We start from the raw sequence: 22,220 nt of genomic DNA on the forward strand, positions 1-22,220 counted from the left end.
TTTCATATTTGAGACAGCCTCTTTGGAATGACTACTTGGTAATATAATTTATCATCCAATTAACACCAAATTTGTCAGTAAAACTACCAAAATAAGCACCCCAAAACATATCCTGTAATGGCATCGTAATATTTCCTTCTGCTGAAAGTTCCTCAAAAATTCTAGTAGCTTCTTCTTTTGTGTCTGGCTCAATGCTGATATGCATATTATTCCCTTGTGTGACAGTAAACCCCATTTCTTTAGGCGCATCTGTTCCCATTAAAATATGATTTCCCGTAATCGGTAATTCGATATGCAATACCATTTTCTTTAAAGCTTCGTCAACTGGTGGATGGTCAGCGTCTTGTGGCAAATCACCGAATCTTTGAATACCGTTGCCTGAAAATTCAGTTTTGAAAACAGATTGATAGAATTTAAAAGCCTCCTCGGTATTCCCTGGGAAGTTTAAATATGTACAAACTCTTGCAGCGTTATTGATTTTGAGTTCATTTCTGAGTTTAAACTGCGCTTCAATGTATTGGTCAAGGTTACCAAGAGCCATTGTGAAGCCTTCTTTAAAGCCCATTTCAATTATTTTCTCAAGGTCGGCAAGGTCTTCATGCTGAATGGTAATTTCTACTGTTGTAGTATCACCTTTTTCAGTAAAAACATTTGTCCAAAGCGAACGAGGAAATTCATTATTGATGTTGCCTTCTTCGTCACAGAAAGCATCAAGTGCTGTATAGCTTTTTAAAGTATCTATTTTCTGATAGTCTGCTCTACACCAATGTGCTAAGTTTTCAGGTGAAAGCATCGCATAAAGCCATGTGCCACCTACCTTAAAATCCATTGATTTTGTTTCAACCCTGTAAGGTTTAGGAGCCCACCAAAGATTAAGCAATGCTGGATTGGTCCAAGCATCCCAAACAAGGTTAAGATTTGCTGCAAACTCTCTTTTTACATGTACGGTCTTGTTTTCCTTGTTGACTGAAAAGTCAAAAAATAAATTCTTTGTCATTGTTCAATATTTTTTAGCGTTGTTAATACGTCGTCAAGTTGATTAAATCGGTTTTCCCAAATCATTCTGAATTGATTAAGCCATTTGTCAATTTCTTGCATTTTGTCTACTTGGAGTTGATAGTAAATTTCTCGCCCTTGTTGATTTTGTTTAACAATTTCACATTCTGTCAGAATACGTAAATGCTTTGATATTGCCTGTCGTGAAGTATCAAAGTGTTCAGCTATAGCATTAGGTGTCATTGCTTGCAAAGCAATGAGGGCAATAATTGCACGTCTAGTAGGGTCAGCAATGGCTTGAAAAATATCTCTTCTCATGTATTTATTTAGTAATGAAACCAATCGGTTGCAAATATATGTGCAACTATTCGGTTTCGCAATGGTTTTTAAGAATATTTTTTAAGAGATTGAGTTTGAAGTGTTGAAAGGTGAAAAAAATGCTTTCTGAAGAAAGATACTAGTCGTAGGTTCACCTACTACTCAAAAGTAAAAAGAGCGTCTCGCTCGCAGATAGCTAAATAGCTTTACAGATTACTTTGCAAGTATATTAGTAGGGTAAATAGTAAGATTTTTAAAGTATTCAAATATATCAAGAGCGAGACACTCTTTTTACTTTGGGGTCGTAGGAAAGTCTACGACCAGTAGGGGTCTACGACCAGTGTTAGACTGCAATATTGACCAACTATTTATTATGTTATAAAGCCCCGTTTTTTACTCTTATCAGTTTACCATTCAATTCATCAGAAAGGATATACAATTTACCCATAGGACTTTGTACCACTTTCCTTATTCTTAATCGGTCGTTTACAAATAGTTCTTCTGCACTTTTTATCGTTTCATTTTCAATCGTTAACCGCCATAAACTACCCTTTGATAATCCGCCAACTAGTAAATTATGGTTCCAACTAGCAAATTCCAGACCTGCGTAAAAGTGCAAGCCTGTGGGTGCTACTGTTTGTAACCAAGACCAAGCTGGTTCTGTGTAAATATTCCCGAGAATGGGTTTTGGTACAAATTCAGCAAAACGATATTTACCTGTTGTTTTCATAGGCCAACCATAATTGCCTCCTGCCTTTAGCACATTTATTTCATCTCCTTGATGTGTACCATGTTCGCTAAACCATATTTTGCCAGTGTTGCTTTCAATTGTTAAGCCTTGTGCCGCTCTTATCCCTATAGCGTATAAGCCAGGCGTTGCTTTATCTCCAAAATAAGGATTATCTTTTGGTATTGTTCCATCAGAATTTATTCGGTAGATTTTCCCTCTTTTATCTTCAATATTTTGAGCGATTGGTATAGTAGGTTCATCTTTTTCAGTAAATAGTCGTTCGCCAATAGTAAAATATAGTTTACCATCATTCCCAAAAAGCATCCCACCCCCATAATGTACTCGCTCATAGGTATATGGTTCTGCTACAAAAAGTACCTTAATCTGTTGTAATGACTCATTTTCGAGTACTGCCCTTATAATTTTGGTAGTTCTTCCTTTTGTTGCAGCTTTGGCAGCATAAGACAGGTAAATAAATTTATTTGTCTTAAAATCAGGGTCAAGCAACACTTCAAATTTGCCAGTGTTATCTCCAAAACTACCAAGACTGTCTTCTAAGTCTGTGGGAAAGCCCTGAATTTTGGTTTTTTCTTTATTTAATAAATTTACTTTTACCAAATCACCTTCTTTCTCTGAAATCAAAACTTCATCTTCTGATATAAAAGCAATGCTCCAAGGTCGTTTAAGTCCTTCTAAAATAGTTTCTTTTTCTAACTGAATGGCGTTTATATCAAAGGTTTTATGGGGTGTTCGGGTAGATACTTTATCGGCAATAAACCATCCTTCATTAGTTTTCATGAGGTTGAAATAGTCGGTGAACAAATCTCTTGCGGTGCTGATTTCAATTTTTGCACTGCCCATATTATTAGTAATATCTATACTAACTATACGGGTGCTTAAGTTTGCGGGTCGTGCATGAGGTTTGAATAAAGCGAGGTATTGATTTTTTGTAAATTCAATAAACTTTCCATTGCTATAATTTTTCAGATGACACGAAGCATGCATTGCTTTACTCACTTTCGTGGTATCACCCGTTGCCCACCCATCAAAATATAGTTGTATCGTATTTTCTATCAATTGCCTTTCGGTGGGGCTGTTTTGGGAAAATGCTGAAAAAAAACTGGCAGTTAAACATATTAATAAGACTATTTTTTCCATTTTTAAAAGGATTTTTGATTAACAAAATGAAACCATTTCATTTCGGTTCTCAAAAATGGCATAGACTTTTAAGATGATGGTATAATAATCTGAATTCAGTAGTACGGTTTTATAAATCTGGAGTATTTAACTGTTGATAAGCACTGGGAGTCATCCCTTTAATTTTTTTGAAAGTAGCAAAAAAAGTTGATTTAGCGTTAAATCCTACTTCATCGCCAATAGCATCTATCGTCAAATTTGTATTTTCCGATAATATCTTACAGGCTTCATTGATTCGGTATTCATTCACAAAAAGGGTGAAATTCTTCTCTATATTATCATTTAGAAGTTGAGATAATTGATGACCCGAAATATTGATTTCCTTGGCAAGGTCATTAACTTTCAGATTTGGATTTTTAAAGAGTTCTTTCTCGGTCATCACTTTTCTTAAGTTGCGTATTATTAGCTGAGCATCTTCATGATTTAGCTTTTTATCAGCATATTTTTGTGTTGAGAAAGATGATAGGTCGTTTGTTTTTTTGCGGTAAAGCAATATAAATACTACAAAATAAATAATCATTGAAAAATACACAGCCCCATTGATATAACTGCCTTTGGTAATGTTTAAAATTGCCCAAACGTAAGATATAAAAAGTATTATTACCGCTGCACAAATGGTCAGTATCCATTTTTCAAAAGGTTTTAAACTTTCTTTTCGAGAGATTTTTTTCAGAAGAGGGATTAATAAAAAGACAGTAAGAGCGATGTAAATGCCCCATTGCAGATATATAATAGGAATAATGTAGTGTCCCCATAGTTTAGGGAAACCTTGATATGGGTAAATAGAACCCACTAATATTATTATGCAAAACCAAGCTATTATTTGCCAAAGCCAAGATTTTGGTAAATTTTTAATTTGGCTAATTTCTGATTTTATAAAGAAGTATAAAAATGGTCCTATAAAAAAACAGGCAGTTAATCCAATCTGTAGATATATTTTAGGTAAACTGTAATCAAAGAAATATGCAACCGATTTTCCTATCCTGATGCTCAATACCATTAACAAAGCACCAAAAAAATAATTAGACAGATTTTTTTGGGATGAAAAAAAGATAAAATAAATACCAATAATGAGTCCGTTAAATGCTCCCAAGGTACTAAAAAAGAATAAAACTTTATCACCAAAGCTCATTATACGATTGTTGTTTTAATAAGGCAAATATTATCTTTCAGCGAGATTCGTCTGCTTTAGCAAAAGCTAAAAGCAAATAAAAGAGTCCGACAACACAAGCCCAATATTAGAGGTAATTGATATATTATGGTTCGATTTGTTCTGGTAAATCTAACGAAAGATAAAAATGTACGCTGAATGTTCAAACAATTATCTACTTTCTATTTAAAAAAAGCTTTTACTTGTCTTTTAGAACAAGTAGAAAAGCAATTCTCGTAAAATTTTCAAGCATATATCAAGAGCGGGACGTTCTTTTTGCTTTGGGGTCGTAAGAGAGCCTACGACCAGTGTCAAAGTGCTAGACGTTTACCTACTTAATTGCTAATTCCCAAGCTTTTCAAGAACTCTGCTCTGTAATTTCCACCGATGGGTATTTCTGTTTTACCAATAAATACTCTGTTTCCTTCAACATGGCTTATTTTGATCTTATTTATCACAAATGACCGATGAAGTCTTAGGAAATTTTGATTGGGCAATAATTCTAAAAAATCACTAAACGTCATGACTGGGAAAATAGTCTGGTTTTCAGAAACAATTAGTACATTATTTCCTTTGGCTTCAGCATAGAGCAAATTGCCAAAATCTACTTTGTGTATTTTTCCATCAGCTTTTATAAAAGTAAAATCTTCTGCGGTTTCTTCTATCGATTTCAGAGAAGGTTGTTTTAATAGCGCTAGTTTTTCTTTGACTTTATCAACTGCAATAATAAATCTGTCTAAAGAAAAAGGTTTGAGCAAATAATCTATTGCCGAAAGGTCAAAGGCATCAAGGGCGAATTCCTTATATGCCGTGGTAAATATGACAGACGGTGGGTTTTTGAGTGTTTTTAAAAATGCTATTCCATCCAAAACGGGCATATTAATGTCTAAAAAAAGTAAATCAACCGTTTGACTTTCTAATACTTTCTTAGCCACAAAAACGTTTTCGCAACTCGCCAATAGCTCAATTTCAGGCAAATGGGAACAATATTTTTCTATAATTTGTCGGGCTATAGGTTCATCATCGACAATGAGACATGTTATTTTATTTTCCATTAATCCTAAGTTTTACTTCGTAATTAGTTGCAGTCTGATTGATTTCCAAATCATACTCGCCTTTATATATCAAATCCAACCTTTTTCTTACATTGTCTAGGCCAAATCCACTGTGTTTTTGCTTGTCATTGTACATATTATTATGAGAGTTTACAACCGAAAATAGTATTGAATTTCCCCAAGTTTTTAGGTTTATTTCTATATTTATTTCATTATCCAGACTATTTTTGGAGTGTTTAAAAGCATTTTCTACAAAAACAATCAAAAGCATAGGAGCTATTTTGAAAGGTTTTTGAGGGTTTATCTCTTCAAAGTCTGTTTTCAAGTTGAGGCGTTCGCCTAAACGTATTTTTTCAAAATCAATGTAGTTTTTTATATAGTTGATTTCCTCTAGCAGTGGCACCATAATATCTTTGGCATCATACACTGAATATCTCAACAAATCTGATAGTTTCAGTAATAAGTTAGGTATTTTTTGATGGTCAGTTAATGACAAACCGTACAGATTATTTAAGGTATTGAACAAAAAATGTGGACTTAGTTGAGACTGAAGAAGCTGTAATTCCGATTGACTATGCAACGCTGTTGTGTTGGCTACGTCTAATTTGTGTTCAGTACGCATGCGTGCGAGCTTTATGAGTAGACCAATTAAGACACTGATAACAAAAAAGATAATCAATGCTATAGCGACAACTAAGAATTCCTGATGAGTGATAAGTGTGTCTATAATGGGCATTAAAGATACTATTAGGGCGAAAGTCAATCCAATCAGCATAATAAATACCAAATTACTGATATGCTTTCTTTGCCATAAACTGGCTAAAAAACGACCTGTAAATACACCTATCAACAATAAAATAGTTGACATTAACGCTATCTCGTCGTCATTGTTCTTGAAAAAAATATCTGCAAATGCCATGAAAATGGTAAACAGGAGAATTGAAGCTATAAAAGATAGCCCTAGATAATTGCCGATTTTAACGGCTTCTTTTCCAAATATTTTTTCTAAAAAGCTCATTTTGTTTTTTCTACAAAATTGGATACCCTTATGTATAATTAAAATTATTGACTTCAAACGCCATTATTTGACTGACGAAATTGCATTTAAAGCTGTTAAAACCTTTGTCAGTCCTTTTGCTATGTTTGTCACTTCAAAATTGATTTCTGTCAGACTTGTTTTCTGGGCAATCTCAAGAAAACAAACTTTGTCAAAAAAACAATTATGAAAAAACTATTTCTGTTACTAATCCTATCAGGTCAAATATTGGCTCAAAATAAAAGTATAGTCGGGAGTGTCAAAGATACTCAAAATGAATCGGTGATTGGTGCTACTGTCAAACTTATGAACAGTATCGACTCAAGTTTTGTGAAGGGAGGGGTTACTGATATAAATGGGAATTTCCTTTTACAAAATTTATCCAGTGGCAGTTATTTTTTAGAAATCACTTCAATGGGATTTTTGAAATATAGAAGTGTAAAAAAAACATTGGACGAACAACAAACCAAGGTAGAATTGCCCGTTATTATCCTTTTGCCTGCCAAGAGTACCACCTTAAACGAAGTAGTAGTTAGTGCTAAAAAACCGCTGATTGAGCAGGAAATCGACAAAACTATTGTAAATGTAGGAACGATGATATCGGCAGCTTCTAGTAATACCCTTGAAGTTTTGGAAAAAACACCAGGCATATCAGTGGATGCTCAGGGAAATATTAACCTATATGGAAAAAGTGGAGCAATGGTTTTGATTGATGGTCGCAGTACTTACATGAGCGGAACAGATTTGGTAGCTTATCTCAAGTCATTACCAGGCGGTTTATTAGATAAACTCGAACTGATGGATAATCCACCTGCAAAATATGATGCTGCAGGGTCTTCTATCATCAATATTATTTTGAAGAAGAACAAAGCAAGAGGTTTAACTGGTAATCTATCTTCTGGTATGTCAATGGGGCAAAAACTGAGAGTCAATAACAGTGTAAATTTTAACCTTAACCGACAGAAAATCAATTGGTTTTGGGGAATAGATCAGAGTTTAGACCAAGACTATACAGAAGAAACTTCACAAAGGACAATTTTTAATGATGAAAAAATAAGCATTGCCAATATTCAATCAAAAAACTACAGCGATTATAAATCACATAGTTTGAGTGGAAGATTTGGGGCAGATTTTACATTGAGTGAAAAAACTATTTTGGGCGTGCAGTTTTTTTTACAAAATAGACCCCGTTCAGATGATGCAAACTACGTAAATACGACAGCGACTCAAGCATTCAAAGGCAATAATAGTGGCACTAATAATTGGAACTCAAAATCTGCCAATGTAAACTTCAATCATAAATTCAATAACAAGGGGCATGAGTTATCTGGGGATTTAAACATATTAAACTATCAGTCAGGAGGCTTACGAAATTTTGATAGAGTAACTGAAAATGAGCTTTTTGACAATAAATTATCCAACAATATTAATATATATAACTTCAAAACAGACTATTCATTACCATTGGGCAAAGGAGCTAATTTAGAAAGTGGACTAAAGTCGAGTTTTGTGAAAAACGATAATGATGCACTTTTTCGGGATGAATTCGCTACAATCATTTACAGCCGAAGTAACCACTTTATATATCATGAAAACATAAATGCAGGATATATAAATATCAGAAAGTCAATCAATAAAAAGTTGAGTTTACAACTTGGCTTGAGAGCAGAAAATACCAATATCTTGGGAGAATTATTAGCAAACGAAAGTATTAAATATCAGAAATTTAATCAAAATTTCACCAATCTCTTCCCCAGTGTATTTTTAAGCTATAACCTAGACAGTTTAAAAAATCACAACCTTAGTTTTAATTTCACAAGAAGAGTAAATCGACCTAATTATCAGCAGTTTAATCCATTTCTTAATTATGTTGATGCCTATAATTACACCCAAGGCAATCCAGCTTTACAGCCGTTTTACTTGAATTTAGTACGATTTAGGTATCAATATAAATCTATTTACACACTTGGCTTTGGTTATGACGGAGCTGATGGAATTCTGGGCGAAGTTACTATCAGAGAAGGCGAAACATTTATCCGAAAGCCATTTAATACGGGCATTGGCAACAGAACATTTATTAATCACAATTTAACACTGCAACCGACCAAATGGCTAAGCTCAACATTCTATTTTCAAGTGGCTCGATTCGACATTAAAAGTAACATAAACGGAGAAACAAACCATACAGTATTTTTTACTGGAAGAGTATCTACCACTCAACAAATTAGTTTTGGGAAGGGGTGGTCAAGTGAACTTACGGCTCAGTACAAAACCGAAGAAAGAATCTATCCTACCACAGTGTTAGCTCGGGTATCTGTTTACTATTCGATGCAAAAAAAGATTTTGAAAGACAAAGGAGCGATAAAATTGAATATCAACGATATTTTTCACTCAGACACCTATCGAGAACGGATAGAAAACTTTCAGAATATTTACCAAAATAGGGTTAATATAAACGATACTCAGCGGATTGGCTTGGCATTTAGTTATAGATTTGGTAACGAAAAATATGCCCGTAAACGCCGAAATGGAGACAATTCTGCAACAGAAGAGACAGAGAGAGTGCAATAAATTCACGAGCGAGACGCTCTTTTTAGCTTTTGGGTCGTAGGAAAGCCTACGACCAGTGTTAGTGGGATAAAACTTTTTATTTTTTATTCCAAGTCTTAGATATTACGGAAGATAAAAGTGCTGTCTCATTTTTCAAGTGTTAATTCTTAACCAAGTTACATTTCCGTCAATTCTTTTAAGATTGAGTTCATCCCTCAATTCATTTCGTAAGTCATTAATTAATGGGTCTAATTGAAATTCCTTATTATAGGAGACTTCAATTGCTAATTTTCGAGATAATTCAATTTGTTTTTCAGAGCCAAATAATTGTATGTCAGAAATTACTTGTTCTAATTTTTCTTCTCTATCTTTTGAGTGAGGTCTATGGGATATTTCATTTGTAAGAATCCTGTATGTTGAAATTAAATGTTCTAATGATATATCTCTTTTTTTGTTTTTTATATCTTGTCGTGTTTTAAAGTAGTTACCAATTAACCAACCAACAACAGCAATTATTACAGTAACAATTAATTTAATCAATTCTTCTATTTCTAAATAGTCAGTCATGGAAGGGCATAATTTTAGGGTTTGTAAATATATTATGTACCATTCTTGGGTTTGATGATGAAGTACCTACGCTATTCCATTTGTTCCGCAAGGGCAAATCGAATGACAGATAAAAACGTTCTTAGAACGTTCAAATAATTATTTTTTGAATTAAAATCCTTTTTAGCAAAGCTTCCACTTGCCTTTCAGAACAAGTGGAAGAGCATTAATCTTTATTCTTATGTCTTACATCTCTACTACAAATTTTCCTCTAAAACAGCCGACTTTACATTGTCATCCGAATGCCTATCTATCAGCTTATTAATAGGGTCAATCCCCGCTTTTTTAGGTTTTTCTTTTACGATGATTTTGAAAGTATTGTCTTTCTTAGATACTTTATATTTTTGGATAGAAAGCAATTTGTCTTTACCATCTTTGTCTTCACCATACACACCTACGTCAATCCAATCGTTTAGGGCAATAGGTTTCTCGTTACCCGAACTATCTGCTCTAAATTTCTCTGAAATGGCTTTGATACTTACTTCATACGTTTTGTTTGGCAATACTTTGTAGGTCACTTTATCGGTTTTGTTTTCATATAAGGTAATGGTTTCAAACATATCATGAATGATGTATTTTAAAGAGTCTGGTGTTTCGGCTTTAAAATACTTTAACAAATCCTGACTAGTAGGATAGCGCTTGTATTTGCCATCCGAACTTGGATATTTCCAATCTGCCAAGAAATCATGCAATGCTTTGTTTACTTTATCTTCACCGATATAATCTTGTAATGCAAACATCACTACTGAGCCCTTATTATAATGAATATACCCCTGACTTTCTACCAATGCCAAAGTTTGCTCTTTTTTACTTTCTCTTGCACGTCCACTAAGGTATTTATCCAATTCATATTTCAAGAATTTTTGCATTAATTCAGGTTTAACAGCATGTTTCATAACCATTAAAGCCGAGTATTGTGCTTGTGTTTCTGAAAGCATCGCATTTCCCTTTACCTTTGCCTCCGCTACCTGATGTCCCCACCATTGGTGTCCCAATTCGTGTGCAGTTACATAAAAAGGCATATCCAAGTCTTTTTCAGGGTCATTGATTTTCTGGATAAAACCAATTCCTTCTGAAAAGGGAACGGTATTGGCAAACGACTGGGCAAAAGTAGCATAGCGTGGGAACTCCATGATTCTCATTTGACGATATTGATAAGGAGCAAAGTTTTTATCAAAATAATCGAATGAGGCTTTCATTGAAGCCATCATTTTGTCAAGGTTATATTCATGCCCTTTGTTATAGTAAATCTCCAAGTCTACATTCTTCCATTTATCATGTTTAATTTGATAGTCAGCAGAAACTATCGAATAGAAATTAACCATCGGCACATCCATTTTATAATGGAAATACTTGCGGTCTTGTTTCTCCCAAGTTTTTTGTAAGTAACCAGGGGCAATAGCCGTTTGGTCTTTACTGGTGCCTATTACCATTTCAAAACGAATATAGTCTGAATCATCACCAAACAAACTTTGTGATAGTCCGATTGGATTATTCTGTTCCATCATCCGCTCTTTTTCAGGCAATTTGTATTTTTTACGGGTATCGTCATCACCTATTTCAAAGCCATCACTGTAGCCTAAAGAAGGCAAATATCCATTATTGAAAAAAGTACCGTTATACACGATATCAGTATTTGAACCTTTGGCAACAAAACCTTTCGTTTCATAGATAGTTTTAAAGCTCATCTTGATAGAATCGCCAGAAGCCAACGGTTTATTCAACTGATAAATAGTAAATCCAAAATCATCGTAGGTCTTTTTAGTTTTTGCTCCTCCTTCAAATTTTAAATATTCAATTTTCATGTTATGTTGAATATCATTTTGGATATAAATATCATTGAGCGTTTTAGTTGTTTTGTTTTTTAACCAAAAATAACCTTCGGCAGTAAAATCACGGTTTTCGGGATAAATCTCAACGTTTAAATTAACATCTACAATGCGAGGTTGAGGAGCATTGTCAAATGGCTTTTTCAACGTTTTTTCATAATCTGCCTGTATTTTATCTTGATCTTCCTTGGTAAAATACTTATTCAATTTGTTGGTATTATAATATATATACGCCCCCGTCGCAACGAAGGTTATCAGTACCGTGATACCAAAAGTAAGTACAGGTTTACTTAAACGAAGCTTACCAATTTTCAAACGTGTTTGCATCAAAACCTCTGTTCCTCTTACACTTAACAAAACTGATAGGATAAAAAGAATGCCCACAAAAGCCAGCCAGTAGAGTTTCATCCACGAGAAAGATGATACAAAGTGCCCATATTTATTCATATCTGAATAGCTACCTAAACTACCACTATTGAATGAAAACAGAGGGTGTTCGATACCAGCGCCACTCATGAATAAGTTGATGATAAAGAAAACAAACATCAAGGCAAAGCCAACTAATTTGTTATTGGCAATGGTTTGGATAAAGAAAGATAGTAAGGTAAACGCTGTGAGAAAAATTAGCTCGTCGGTAAATAACGTTTTGAAATAGAGCGATAATTCAAAATTGAAGTAACCATGTGCTACTTGAACACATACTCCGAAGAAAACTAAACAGAATAGTAAACCTATATAGATGACGATTAGGCCTAAGAATTTAGAAAATAGCCCCACCCAATCTGGTACGGGTAACGCATCAATAATTAAATTAATATTCACTGTTCTTTCTCTCCAAATTAATTCACCTGAGTAAAAAACAACGATGATTAAAAAGAACAAATCGAACTCGCCTAAAAAGCCCAGTACATTGGCTGTAATAGGGTAGGAGCTAGTTCCATACATTTCACCGAAATAAAATGAGTTGATTGTTAAATCTGTAAACCCAACAAATACGATAGCAATGAATGGGATTTCTTTTACAACCATTTTAGCATAGAAAATAGATTGCTCCCATAGCTGGATAAGATTAGCAGAAAAATTAGTGAATTGATGTACCGCTGGAATCAATACGTTTTCTGGTTTGATAGCCAAGGGTGTTTCTTTAACTACTTTCTTTTTCTTGAGCCATGAAGACGTAACCACATTGAAACTAAAAGCATAATAAGTAATAATCAAGATAAGCACACCTATACTACACCACAGTACACGATTCCAGAGCATCATGCCTTCAAGAGGAATCAGTAGGTTGTTTTTCTGAGCAGGCGTCCAATATTGTGTATAAATCTGGAAAGTCCTTACCGCAAATGGGTCAATTAATGAGGCGAGGTCTTTATTCTCCAAATCTTGGGTAATCGTACCCGTTATTTCATACAATACAAATAGAATAATACCTTGTGTATAAATTACCAAAGGCTTTCTGCTCAATGTTCCTGCGGCAAAATAGATGGTAGCCTGAATGAAAAGATTGGTGATACCATAAAAGATAAATGGCTGAAAATAGTGCCAAATATCAAACGGATGCATTACTTTTTCTTTCCAAGATGGGTCCCAAGGTAAGAATTTACCAATTGAAAAACCTAACATAAAGGCCATCCAAATGGATGAATATATCAGCACCATCACAAAGAATGAACCCCAAAATCTACCCATCAAATAATCAAATTTAGACATGGTAGTGGTAAACATCAATGATTCAGTTTTGTGTTCAAAATCACGCAAAACGGCTACACCCATCACTGCCGAACTAATAAAAGTTACGGCGAAAGTCATGATAATTGTCATGAATGATAGAGAGTATGGCGAATTGGCTTGTAATTGTCCGCCAGCAGAACTGCCAATTGTCACATACTTTGACGTAGCAGCTGCGAAACACAACATAAATAATATAAAAAAATACAAATAAGTAGCCGCTCTATTCTTTCGATAGCTAAATTCAAAACGTAAAATCTCTAAAAACATAGTATTATCGGTTTAGGCATTAGCAAAAATTTTCGTGAAATAAACATCTTCCAAATCTCCTTCAACAGCATCAAAAGTGCCATCTGGATTGCTATCAGCTAAAATGTGTATCACAGGTGACCCTCCAATCAGTTTATCAGAAATCAATGTATAGTTTCTCTTATATTCCTCTAATTCAGTCTTTTGAATACGCTTACGCCATATTTTTCCTTCTATTTCTTTGATAGCATCAAATGGATTTCCTTTATAAAGTACCTGCCCTTTGTTAAACACAGCCATATCCTGACACAACTCTTTCACATCGTCAACAATATGGGTTGAAAGTATCACAATCGTATTTTCGCCTAATTCTGATAGAAGATTTAAAAAACGGTTACGTTCGGCGGGGTCTAGTCCTGCGGTGGGTTCATCCACAATAATCAATTTAGGATTCGCTAACAAGGCCTGAGCAATGCCAAAGCGTTGCTTCATACCGCCTGAGTAACCACCCAAATTCTTTTTGCGAGCATCCCAAAGATTAGTTTTTTGAAGTAATGATTCTACCAATTCTTTGCGTTCTTTGGCATTAGTAATGCCTTTTAAAACGGCTAGATGGTTTAATAGCGTAATGGCATCTACTTTAGGATATACGCCAAATTCTTGTGGTAAATATCCCAAGGTTTTACGTACTTCCTCTTTTTGTTTTAATACGTCTATATCGCCTAATGTTATCGTGCCTGTATCTGCTTCTTGGAGGGTTGCTATGGTTCGCATCAAAGAGGATTTACCCGCCCCATTTGGGCCTAATAAACCAAACATGCCTTGATTGATTGTTAAATTTACGTTTTGGAGCGCTTGAACACCATTGGAATACGTCTTATTTAGGTTTGTAATCGTTAGTTGCATAAAGTTTGGAGTTTAATTTTATACAAATTAACATTTTACCTCCATTTATTTTTCAGAATGTGATGAAAACATTGATGATTAGATAAATGGCAAAAAAAGCAAATATGAATCATCTCGTTTTTTTGCTTTGGAATAATAAGTTTTAGAGCTTTTAGATTTATTACCGTCTAGTCCTTACTTTTCTTTCCTTGATGAAAGAAAAGTAACAAAAGAAAATCAAGAATTCCTAAACTCGCTTCGCTCAAACAGTAGGAATTCGATTTTCCTCAATCATAAAACATGAGTCATTACGAATTTTTAAATCATAAAAAAAGCGGTCTAAAAACTAATTTAGATCGCTTTTTTGTGATTGATGTTCCCTGAATTCCTACTGTTTGAGCGGAGCGAGTTTAGGAATTCTTGATTTTTTTGTTACTTTTTGCATCAAGGCAAAAAGTAAGGACGAGTATAACTCCAAAAGTTTTTGAAATCTTCTAAAATTCACTATTTTATTAGAAAATTCGATATCATTCATGTTTATAATTTTAAAATTAGGTAGGACTTATATTTGCTTGATGAGCTTGTATGACTGAAAAACGCTATTTCGCTTTAGGTTGAAAAAAGTACATCCCTAAATACAACAGAAAAGAAAAAGTACAAATCCAAAGTCCACAAGCTTCTCTGGCTAATTCTTGATTAATGGTTTTCATTGATAAGCCACCACCTTCTGAGAAAAAGCCTTCCCATGAAGTCATTTGAAACCAACTATTCAATCCCGCTACAAAAGACATGATAGCTACCACTACCAGCAATTCAGGATTGCTTTTACCTTGATAGGCTTTTAATGAACAATAAGCAGCCACTAAGTAAATCGGAATCCAAAGTACAGGGTCAGGGTCATTATATTGCCACCCTGCAAACAATAAGAAAATCATGGTAAAAACTATGCCGAGGTATTTCATTTTTTTTGAGTGATGAGTTAAAAGTTGTGAGTTTTTGAGTTTCGAGAGGTGAGTTAAGAGTCATGAATTGTCATTCCTAATATACGTTACCCTCAAATATTTTAAGCTTACTGCTCAAAGCTTATAGCTTACAGCTAAAAACTTACTTACAAAAAGTCTCAATAGCCTGTTTAGCATCTGTATAGCCCAAACGGCTCGCCATTTTAAAACTCAAACAACTATCATCAGAGTTCCCTCGTTTTTGTTGAACTACGCCCAAACCATAATAGGCTTTAGCGAATTTATTATCAGCTTTGACCGCATTTGTAAAATCTTCTAAAGATTTATCCAATTCACCCAATTGGAAGTAGATATTCCCACGGTTATACAAAGCATTGGTTTCTTTAGGGTCTATCTGAATAGCTTTGTCGAAATCTACAATGGCTTCTTCTGTTTTATGTAAGGCTGCTAAAATAATACCTCTTTTAACGTATAGCTCTGCGGTGTCTGGCTGTATTGCAATGGCTTTAGTACAATCTTCATAAGCTCCATCCCAATCCGATTTTTCCATTTTTACTGAAGCCCTGTTAAAGTATGGTTGGTAATTGTTAGGGTCTAGTTTAATGGCTTGTTCGTAATCTAGCAAGGCGGTAGTAAAATCTTTCAATTCAAAATTAGCAGCACCACGCATATTAAAAGCTTTGGCATTGGCAGGGTCTTTGTCGATAGCCTGATTCAGATATTCAATGGCTTCTCTAGGCTTACCTTGTTTCAATTGTTCTTTCGCTTTTTCTAAAAAAGCATCGGCTGAACCCGTACAATTCACTAAAAAAAAGCAAAAAGAGGCTAAAAAGAGAGAAAATGTAATTTTTTTTAAAATATTTTTTAGTGTCATAATGTTAAGTTAATTAACTGTAAATCAAAAGGTCATCCTATTAATCAGTCAAAGTTGACTAGATTTTATCAGAAAACTTTCCTCAAAGTTGCGGTGAAGGTTTTGAAAAAACAACAAAACCTGCCATCTTTGTGACGGCAAATTACCAGCTCCCTCCGAATCCCCCAGGTCTTGACCGAAGCAAGGGTAGGCAGGTTGTAGCGGTGAATTTGCCTTTTTTTGTTTTATGTCCATCCAGTGCTCTTCAACAATCTTCATATTAAATATCTTTGTAACATAGTAAAGCAAAAACAACTGTTCTATACTGTTATAATTTTTATTAAATAATTCTCTGCATTCTCAAATGCTTTTCCTAATTTTGTATCAAGTATTAATGACAGATTAAAGACAGTGTAATTCCATCTGAAATTTCCTTTCGATTTTCATATAGCGTTAAATTAACATAATTCTCAAAAAACATATCAACATGAAATTTTTTATTGACACAGCCAATCTCAAAGAAATCCAAGATGCTCAGGATTTAGGTGTATTAGACGGAGTAACTACTAATCCATCTTTAATGGCAAAAGAAGGAATCAGCGGTAAAAACAACGTTCTTAAACATTATAAAGCAATTTGTGATATTGTTGAAGGTGATGTTTCTGCGGAAGTAATCGCAACTGATTTTGAAGGAATGGTTCGTGAGGGAGAAGAATTAGCAGAATTAGACGAGAAAATAGTCGTGAAAATTCCGATTACTAAAGACGGAGTAAGAGCACTTAAGTATTTCTCAGAAAAAGGAATTAAAACAAACTGTACGTTGATTTTCTCTGCTGGTCAAGCTTTATTGGCAGCTAAAGCAGGTGCTTCTTATGTTTCTCCATTTATTGGTCGTTTAGATGATATTTCATTTGACGGTATCCAATTAATCGAGCAAATTCGTACAATTTATGATAACTATGGTTTTGATACTGAAATCTTAGCTGCATCTGTGCGCAACCCAATCCATATTATCAGATGTGCTGAAATCGGTGCTGATGTAATGACTGGACCGCTTTCTGCGATGTTAGCATTATTAAACCACCCATTAACTGATAGCGGTTTAGCAAAATTCTTAGCTGACCATGCTAAGACTAATGCTTAGTAGCTTTGAGCAATGAGTTTTTTAGCTTTCGGATGTCAGCCTTCGGCTATCGGAATTATAAATAACAATAAAAAAGCTCTTCAGACTTTAGTGTTTGAAGAGCTTTTTTTGTTTAGGCTTTCGGAAGTGGAGTGGGCTTTCCTTTCGGTCATCAGCAACCAGTTTTTAAAATGAAAATTAATAAAGGCTGACAGCCGATATCCGATATCCGAAAGCTCATTGCTCAAAGCTTACATCTCAAAGCTAGAAAACAAGCTATCCGATAGCCGATGTCCGAAATCTGAAAGCAAAAAAAGCTCATTGCTCAAAGCTCACATCTCAATGCTCAAAAAAGCTAATTTATCGGTACTAACACTTTTACACTCATATTTCTACCCATATTATAAACCCCACGATTACCAGTAGTCTGGTTAACATCTAAATATTTCAATCTACTTTGATGGCTTTGATAAGCATTATCCAATAGATTATTAATATTTAGATAGATAGCAAATAAGGCTTTCTTTTTTTGATTGGTAACAGTAGCACCCGTGCCAATATTAATAAGAGAATAAGCAGGTGTTTTTGTTTCAGTATTATAAGCCAACAACGCATTGTTTTGTTGTTGGTTATGCTCTAATTCTACAGAGAAGTAAGCGCCTCTTAAATGTTTTCCCCAATTGTTTTTAGTTAGTTTAATGTTACTCAACCATCTTGGCGGAGGCATAAAAGGTAGGTATTTAGCAGAATCAGTTTTTGCTGAAAGGTTTACTCCATTCACTGAAGAGTAGCTTTGTGTAATACTAAACCATCGTGCTGAGGCAGGGTTATAAGTAACCACAGCTTCCATACCCAATAAACGTGCGTTACCTTGCTGATAACGAAAGACAGGCACACCATTGATAATAGAATCTTTTCCTGTGATATTCTGAACACGCTCTGAAAAGGTATAGTGATTGATGCGATTACTGAACAGATTGACATCAATGTATAGCGAACTATTTTCAAAAGTAAGTCCTAAATCATTTTGCAAGGATACTTCTGATTGTTGGTTGATATTACCGATTTCATAGCGAAAAGTACCTGCGTGTTCGCCATTTGAGGATATTTCAGGTACAGAGGGTGCTCTGAAACCACGAGCAACATTTGTTTTTACCGATAATAAATTATTGATTTTGTAAACAGCACCAAAGCTTCCTGTGGCGTTTTGAAATGTCTTGTTAAACCCTGCAAAACGTTCAGTAGTGTTAGCAGAAGGTTTGGTTTGAAATCTTCCTTCTGTATCAATATACAGTTTATGAATATCCAACTGGCGGAGGTCAAACCTAAGTCCACCACTCATGAATAATCGATTGATTTTCTTTTTTGCAAACACAAATATGCCATTATCTAGCAAATTGAAATCTGGATACAATGTTTCATTCCCACGATTGTTCATCGTTTGAGCCATTCCATTGGTACCAATCGTGATTTCAAGATTGTTTTTCTCTGCCAAATTAAACCTTGCATCATAATAAAGTGTCTGCAAGAAAAAATATAAATCAGCTTCAAAAGGTTTTAGTACATTTCCGTATTCTTGGCGGTGATTCTGAGAATAAGCCAAATTCAAGCTGAAAGTATTTCTACCCAACATTAGATAATTATTCCAAGATACTTTGTAGTTAGTTAACGACTGCGAATTAGATGGATTGATAGCAGGATTTTTTAATTCCTCCTCCGATACTCTTTCAACGTTTGCTTTTCCGTTAATTAATACCTGTTTGGTAAAGTATCCTTGCTTATCCCTCATGCCGTCAATGATATTAATATCTTGCCCAAACTTTGAAAAATATATCCTTGAAAAGCCCCATTTCTTATTCAATCCAATCATACCAGAATAATCAAGCTCTCTGAATTTAGAACCATAGACCAATCCATCATAAGGGTTCTGATAATTCCCTGCATTTTTATTGCTCAATCTTCCTGTCCAGACCAACCCATTTTTATTTCCCCCCAGATTAACGGAAAATCCGTGTAAGCCATTATTTGTTTGATAGTTGTATAAAACACTTCCATTAATTTTTTCTGATTCTGTTGGGGTGGGTGATATTACGGAAATAACCCCTCCTAAACCATCAGAACCATACATCAGTGACCCCGCCCCACGGATGATTTCATATCGTTCTATCGAAAACTCATCAATATGTAAGCTGTGTTCTTCGCCCCATTGGTTGTCTTCCTGACGGACACCATCATGCACTGTGATTACTCTATTGAAACCCAACCCACGAATAATGGGCTTTGATAGGGTAGGCCCCGTCATGATTTGTGAAACTCCAGGCAATTTTACAATGGCATCTACTAAATTGGTTGAAGTACTTTGTAACCATTGAGCCCTAGAAAGTGCAGCAATGGGTACTGGACTTTCTTTGACCAATGTTTTTATGCCTGCGCCTGTCACTACTACTTCTTCTAAGGATGTAGCAGCATTTTCCATGGCAAAGTTTTGATGAATGGTATCTTGAATTTTTATTTTTTGTGTAATGGTTTTCAATGAAACATAGCTTACCTGAATCGTAAAATCACCCTTCGGTAAGTTTTTGATGTGATAAAAGCCATTTACGTCAGAATTAGTCCCTGTTCTTAATTCTGGAATATAAATGTTGGCACCAATGACGGCTTCATTGGTTTCGGTAATCGTTACTTTCCCTGAAATGGCGTGCTGACTATATGCTTTGTTGAAAATAAAACTAGCCATGATTAAATAAAGTATCGGTTTGGAGAAATTTTTCATTTTGTATTTCTAATTAATAATTTAGATTAGTCTAAAAATTATTCAAATATAGAACATAAAAATTAATTAGCTAGTATAAAATAATAAAAATATTGCTAATTTTTAAAAATTTATAAAGCAACTACCTTGTAAATCAGGTGATTAATGGTTAGGTAAGTTTGTTGTTGATAAATAAGATACTTTTGGGGGCATTTAAAAACGTTATACAGCAAGTTGAAAAATAGCTAATGAATGTTGATTTTACGATGTCAGAAGATGTTTGGGAGAGGGAGATTATCGTAAATAAGGAGACTAACACACAAAAAATAGTTAAGTGTTATCATTTTGTCAGTATATTTGAAAAAATAACATAGCAAGCAAAAAATGTTTACATCAGAACCCGTAGTTGTCATTGAGAGTGCATTTGTATATCAAAACGAACGCGTAGTTTTAAGCGACGTTAACTTTAGTATCAACAAAGGAGAGTTTGTTTTTTTGATAGGAAGAACAGGAAGTGGAAAAAGTTCTTTACTAAAAACATTATACGCTGATCTTTGGCTACAACAAGGTAAAGCCAAAGTGGCAGGGTTTATTATTGAAAAATTAAAGTTAGCCGACCGTCCTTTTCTTAGGCGAAAAATTGGGGTTGTATTTCAGGATTTCCAATTGTTTATGGATAGAAATGTTCAGGAGAACTTAATGTGGGTTTTGGAAGCAACAGGGTGGAGTGATAGTGCAAAAATGAAAGCAAGAGTTGCTGAAGTATTAATGCAAGTGGGTATGTCAACGTCTCGTGATAAAATGCCACACCAACTTTCAGGAGGGGAACAACAGCGAGTAGTAATAGCCAGAGCTTTATTGAACGAACCGCAAATACTGTTTGCAGATGAGCCAACGGGAAATCTAGACCCAGAAGTTTCGGGACAAATCCTAGAGCTTTTTCACGAAATTAACAAAGCTGGTACAGCCATTTTAATGGCAACGCATGACTTTGATATGATACGCAAGTTCCCTGCTAGAATCTTGAAATGTGAAAACGGACAAGTAAAGGAACAATAGTAAAATGCCTGATTGTAAATAGTAATGTTTTACCTTGAAGTACCAATTTTAAACACACTTAATAATATCTCGACCTATGAAAACAACATTTTTATGTATCACATTTCTGTATTTCTTCAGTAATACTTTTGCTCAATTTAACAAAAAACATGAGCCTTTTGCTCATACATTTTCTATTGTTGCTCGCGATAGTAAGACGGGCGAAATGGCCGTTGGCGTACAAAGCCACTGGTTTAGCGTCGGTACTGCCGTTTCGTGGGGACAGGCAGGCATTGGAGTGATTGCTACACAAAGTTTTGTGAATAAATCATTTGGAATAAGAGGTTTAGCATTGTTGAAAAGTGGGAAAACGGCACAGGAAGCTTTGGATATTCTTTTATCAAATGATGGTGGAAAAGAGGTTCGTCAGGTAGGTATTGTCGATGCAAAGGGTAATGTAGCGGTGCATACTGGTAAAAATTGTGTAGATTTTGCTGGACATATTAAAGGAACTAATTATTCTGTTCAGAGTAATATGATGCTTAATAATAAAGTACCATCTGCCATGTCAAAAGCTTTTCAAGATAATTGGAGATTGCCTTTGGCAGAAAGAGTACTGAAAGCATTAGAAGCGGGACAGGCAGTAGGAGGGGACATCAGAGGAAAACAATCTGCTGCTTTATTGGTTGTAAAAGGTACATCAACTAACAAACCGTGGGATGAAGACCATCTGGTGGATTTAAGAGTAGATGACCACCAGTCTCCGTTAGTAGAGCTTGCCAGACTTTTGAAAGTTCGCAGAGCATACGACCACATGGATGCTGGAGATTTGGCGACAGAAACCAGTAATATGAAAAAAGCCATGGAGGAGTATAACGCTGCCATGAAACTTCTGCCTAATAACATTGAAATGCAATATTGGACAGCCATTACAATGGCGAATAATAAGGGTATCATAAAGGCATCTGAAATGCTTCAGAAAATATATGCCAAAGAACCTAATTGGCGAGAAATGACAAAACGATTACCCAAAGTAGGTTTATTAAAGGTATCAGACTTGGATTTGAAGGAATTAACTAAATAGTTTATTTAACTAAAATTAACACAAAATACAGCAATAAAAACGCTGTATTTTACATTTTAAAAAGTACAGTACGGGT

General features: G+C 34.8%; 16 protein-coding genes. 4 read left to right on the forward strand and 12 right to left on the reverse strand.

Translation table 11 applies throughout. From position 1 onward, the window contains the following. Window positions 1-31: 31 nt before the first annotated feature. The 6 genes from AC1RNE_RS00535 to AC1RNE_RS00560 form a co-directional block, all read right to left on the reverse strand. On the reverse strand, window positions 32-997 hold the full coding sequence (locus AC1RNE_RS00535) for an SRPBCC domain-containing protein (RefSeq protein WP_492799113.1): 966 nt from the start codon (window positions 995-997) through the stop codon (window positions 32-34). After that, on the reverse strand, window positions 994-1,314 hold the full coding sequence (locus AC1RNE_RS00540) for an ArsR/SmtB family transcription factor (RefSeq protein WP_492799114.1): 321 nt from the start codon (window positions 1,312-1,314) through the stop codon (window positions 994-996). The genes AC1RNE_RS00535 and AC1RNE_RS00540 overlap by 4 nt, the downstream gene beginning before the upstream one ends. A gap of 376 nt (window positions 1,315-1,690) precedes the next feature. Beyond that, window positions 1,691-3,202, reverse strand: coding sequence for a PQQ-dependent sugar dehydrogenase (locus AC1RNE_RS00545; protein WP_492799115.1), 1,512 nt, complete (start codon window positions 3,200-3,202; stop codon window positions 1,691-1,693). 109 nt (window positions 3,203-3,311) lie between these two features. Then, window positions 3,312-4,373, reverse strand: a complete 1,062-nt coding sequence (locus tag AC1RNE_RS00550) for a helix-turn-helix domain-containing protein (protein ID WP_492799116.1) — start codon at window positions 4,371-4,373, stop codon at window positions 3,312-3,314. Between the two features lie 353 nt (window positions 4,374-4,726). Next, entirely contained in the window at window positions 4,727-5,446 is a 720-nt protein-coding gene (locus tag AC1RNE_RS00555) for a LytR/AlgR family response regulator transcription factor (RefSeq protein ID WP_492799117.1), read from the reverse strand. Then, window positions 5,436-6,464 (reverse strand): sensor histidine kinase, encoded by a 1,029-nt coding sequence (locus tag AC1RNE_RS00560; protein ID WP_492799118.1) that lies wholly within the window; start codon window positions 6,462-6,464, stop codon window positions 5,436-5,438. The genes AC1RNE_RS00555 and AC1RNE_RS00560 overlap by 11 nt, the downstream gene beginning before the upstream one ends. A gap of 204 nt (window positions 6,465-6,668) precedes the next feature. On the opposite strand from AC1RNE_RS00560, the gene AC1RNE_RS00565 reads away from it, so the two are divergent. Then, window positions 6,669-9,053 (forward strand): outer membrane beta-barrel protein, encoded by a 2,385-nt coding sequence (locus AC1RNE_RS00565; RefSeq protein ID WP_492799119.1) that lies wholly within the window; start codon window positions 6,669-6,671, stop codon window positions 9,051-9,053. Window positions 9,054-9,185: 132 nt separating this feature from the next. Here AC1RNE_RS00565 and AC1RNE_RS00570 read toward each other — a convergent pair whose 3' ends face one another. The 5 genes from AC1RNE_RS00570 to AC1RNE_RS00590 all read right to left on the reverse strand — a co-directional run bounded on the left by AC1RNE_RS00570 (window position 9,186) and on the right by AC1RNE_RS00590 (window position 16,168). After that, entirely contained in the window at window positions 9,186-9,599 is a 414-nt protein-coding gene (locus tag AC1RNE_RS00570; protein ID WP_492799120.1) for a hypothetical protein, read from the reverse strand. Window positions 9,600-9,835: 236 nt separating this feature from the next. Continuing rightward, on the reverse strand, window positions 9,836-13,468 hold the full coding sequence (locus AC1RNE_RS00575; protein ID WP_492799121.1) for an ABC transporter permease/M1 family aminopeptidase: 3,633 nt from the start codon (window positions 13,466-13,468) through the stop codon (window positions 9,836-9,838). 12 nt (window positions 13,469-13,480) lie between these two features. Continuing rightward, on the reverse strand, window positions 13,481-14,353 hold the full coding sequence (locus AC1RNE_RS00580) for an ABC transporter ATP-binding protein (protein ID WP_492799122.1): 873 nt from the start codon (window positions 14,351-14,353) through the stop codon (window positions 13,481-13,483). A gap of 578 nt (window positions 14,354-14,931) precedes the next feature. Next, on the reverse strand, window positions 14,932-15,294 hold the full coding sequence (locus tag AC1RNE_RS00585; RefSeq protein ID WP_492799123.1) for a transmembrane 220 family protein: 363 nt from the start codon (window positions 15,292-15,294) through the stop codon (window positions 14,932-14,934). Between the two features lie 142 nt (window positions 15,295-15,436). Then, window positions 15,437-16,168, reverse strand: coding sequence for a tetratricopeptide repeat protein (locus AC1RNE_RS00590; RefSeq protein ID WP_492799124.1), 732 nt, complete (start codon window positions 16,166-16,168; stop codon window positions 15,437-15,439). A 466-nt stretch (window positions 16,169-16,634) separates the two neighbouring features. On the opposite strand from AC1RNE_RS00590, the gene fsa reads away from it, so the two are divergent. Beyond that, on the forward strand, window positions 16,635-17,291 hold the full coding sequence (gene fsa / locus AC1RNE_RS00595; RefSeq protein WP_492799125.1) for a fructose-6-phosphate aldolase: 657 nt from the start codon (window positions 16,635-16,637) through the stop codon (window positions 17,289-17,291). 334 nt (window positions 17,292-17,625) lie between these two features. On the opposite strand, the gene AC1RNE_RS00600 is transcribed toward fsa, so the two are convergent. Continuing rightward, entirely contained in the window at window positions 17,626-20,043 is a 2,418-nt protein-coding gene (locus AC1RNE_RS00600) for a TonB-dependent receptor (RefSeq protein ID WP_492799126.1), read from the reverse strand. A gap of 363 nt (window positions 20,044-20,406) precedes the next feature. Here AC1RNE_RS00600 and AC1RNE_RS00605 point away from each other — a divergent pair, with 363 nt between their 5' ends. Further along, window positions 20,407-21,081, forward strand: a complete 675-nt coding sequence (locus tag AC1RNE_RS00605; RefSeq protein ID WP_492799127.1) for a cell division ATP-binding protein FtsE — start codon at window positions 20,407-20,409, stop codon at window positions 21,079-21,081. Window positions 21,082-21,157: 76 nt separating this feature from the next. Continuing rightward, window positions 21,158-22,144 (forward strand): DUF1028 domain-containing protein, encoded by a 987-nt coding sequence (locus tag AC1RNE_RS00610; RefSeq protein WP_492799128.1) that lies wholly within the window; start codon window positions 21,158-21,160, stop codon window positions 22,142-22,144. The last annotated feature ends 76 nt before the right edge of the window (window positions 22,145-22,220 follow it).

This window comes from Arcicella sp. GW822-FHT02H01 (assembly GCF_058802005.1).

What these genes read in the sequence shown, in the direction of transcription:
- AC1RNE_RS00535 (WP_492799113.1), bottom strand. Translation starts at nt 997, where the DNA reads ATGACAAAGAATTTATTTTTTGACTTTTCAGTCAACAAGGAAAACAAG.
- AC1RNE_RS00540 (WP_492799114.1), bottom strand. Translation starts at nt 1,314, where the DNA reads ATGAGAAGAGATATTTTTCAAGCCATTGCTGACCCTACTAGACGTGCA.
- AC1RNE_RS00545 (WP_492799115.1), bottom strand. Translation starts at nt 3,202, where the DNA reads ATGGAAAAAATAGTCTTATTAATATGTTTAACTGCCAGTTTTTTTTCA.
- AC1RNE_RS00550 (WP_492799116.1), bottom strand. Translation starts at nt 4,373, where the DNA reads ATGAGCTTTGGTGATAAAGTTTTATTCTTTTTTAGTACCTTGGGAGCA.
- AC1RNE_RS00555 (WP_492799117.1), bottom strand. Translation starts at nt 5,446, where the DNA reads ATGGAAAATAAAATAACATGTCTCATTGTCGATGATGAACCTATAGCC.
- AC1RNE_RS00560 (WP_492799118.1), bottom strand. Translation starts at nt 6,464, where the DNA reads ATGAGCTTTTTAGAAAAAATATTTGGAAAAGAAGCCGTTAAAATCGGC.
- AC1RNE_RS00565 (WP_492799119.1), top strand. Translation starts at nt 6,669, where the DNA reads ATGAAAAAACTATTTCTGTTACTAATCCTATCAGGTCAAATATTGGCT.
- AC1RNE_RS00570 (WP_492799120.1), bottom strand. Translation starts at nt 9,599, where the DNA reads ATGACTGACTATTTAGAAATAGAAGAATTGATTAAATTAATTGTTACT.
- AC1RNE_RS00575 (WP_492799121.1), bottom strand. Translation starts at nt 13,468, where the DNA reads ATGTTTTTAGAGATTTTACGTTTTGAATTTAGCTATCGAAAGAATAGA.
- AC1RNE_RS00580 (WP_492799122.1), bottom strand. Translation starts at nt 14,353, where the DNA reads ATGCAACTAACGATTACAAACCTAAATAAGACGTATTCCAATGGTGTT.
- AC1RNE_RS00585 (WP_492799123.1), bottom strand. Translation starts at nt 15,294, where the DNA reads ATGAAATACCTCGGCATAGTTTTTACCATGATTTTCTTATTGTTTGCA.
- AC1RNE_RS00590 (WP_492799124.1), bottom strand. Translation starts at nt 16,168, where the DNA reads ATGACACTAAAAAATATTTTAAAAAAAATTACATTTTCTCTCTTTTTA.
- fsa (WP_492799125.1), top strand. Translation starts at nt 16,635, where the DNA reads ATGAAATTTTTTATTGACACAGCCAATCTCAAAGAAATCCAAGATGCT.
- AC1RNE_RS00600 (WP_492799126.1), bottom strand. Translation starts at nt 20,043, where the DNA reads ATGAAAAATTTCTCCAAACCGATACTTTATTTAATCATGGCTAGTTTT.
- AC1RNE_RS00605 (WP_492799127.1), top strand. Translation starts at nt 20,407, where the DNA reads ATGTTTACATCAGAACCCGTAGTTGTCATTGAGAGTGCATTTGTATAT.
- AC1RNE_RS00610 (WP_492799128.1), top strand. Translation starts at nt 21,158, where the DNA reads ATGAAAACAACATTTTTATGTATCACATTTCTGTATTTCTTCAGTAAT.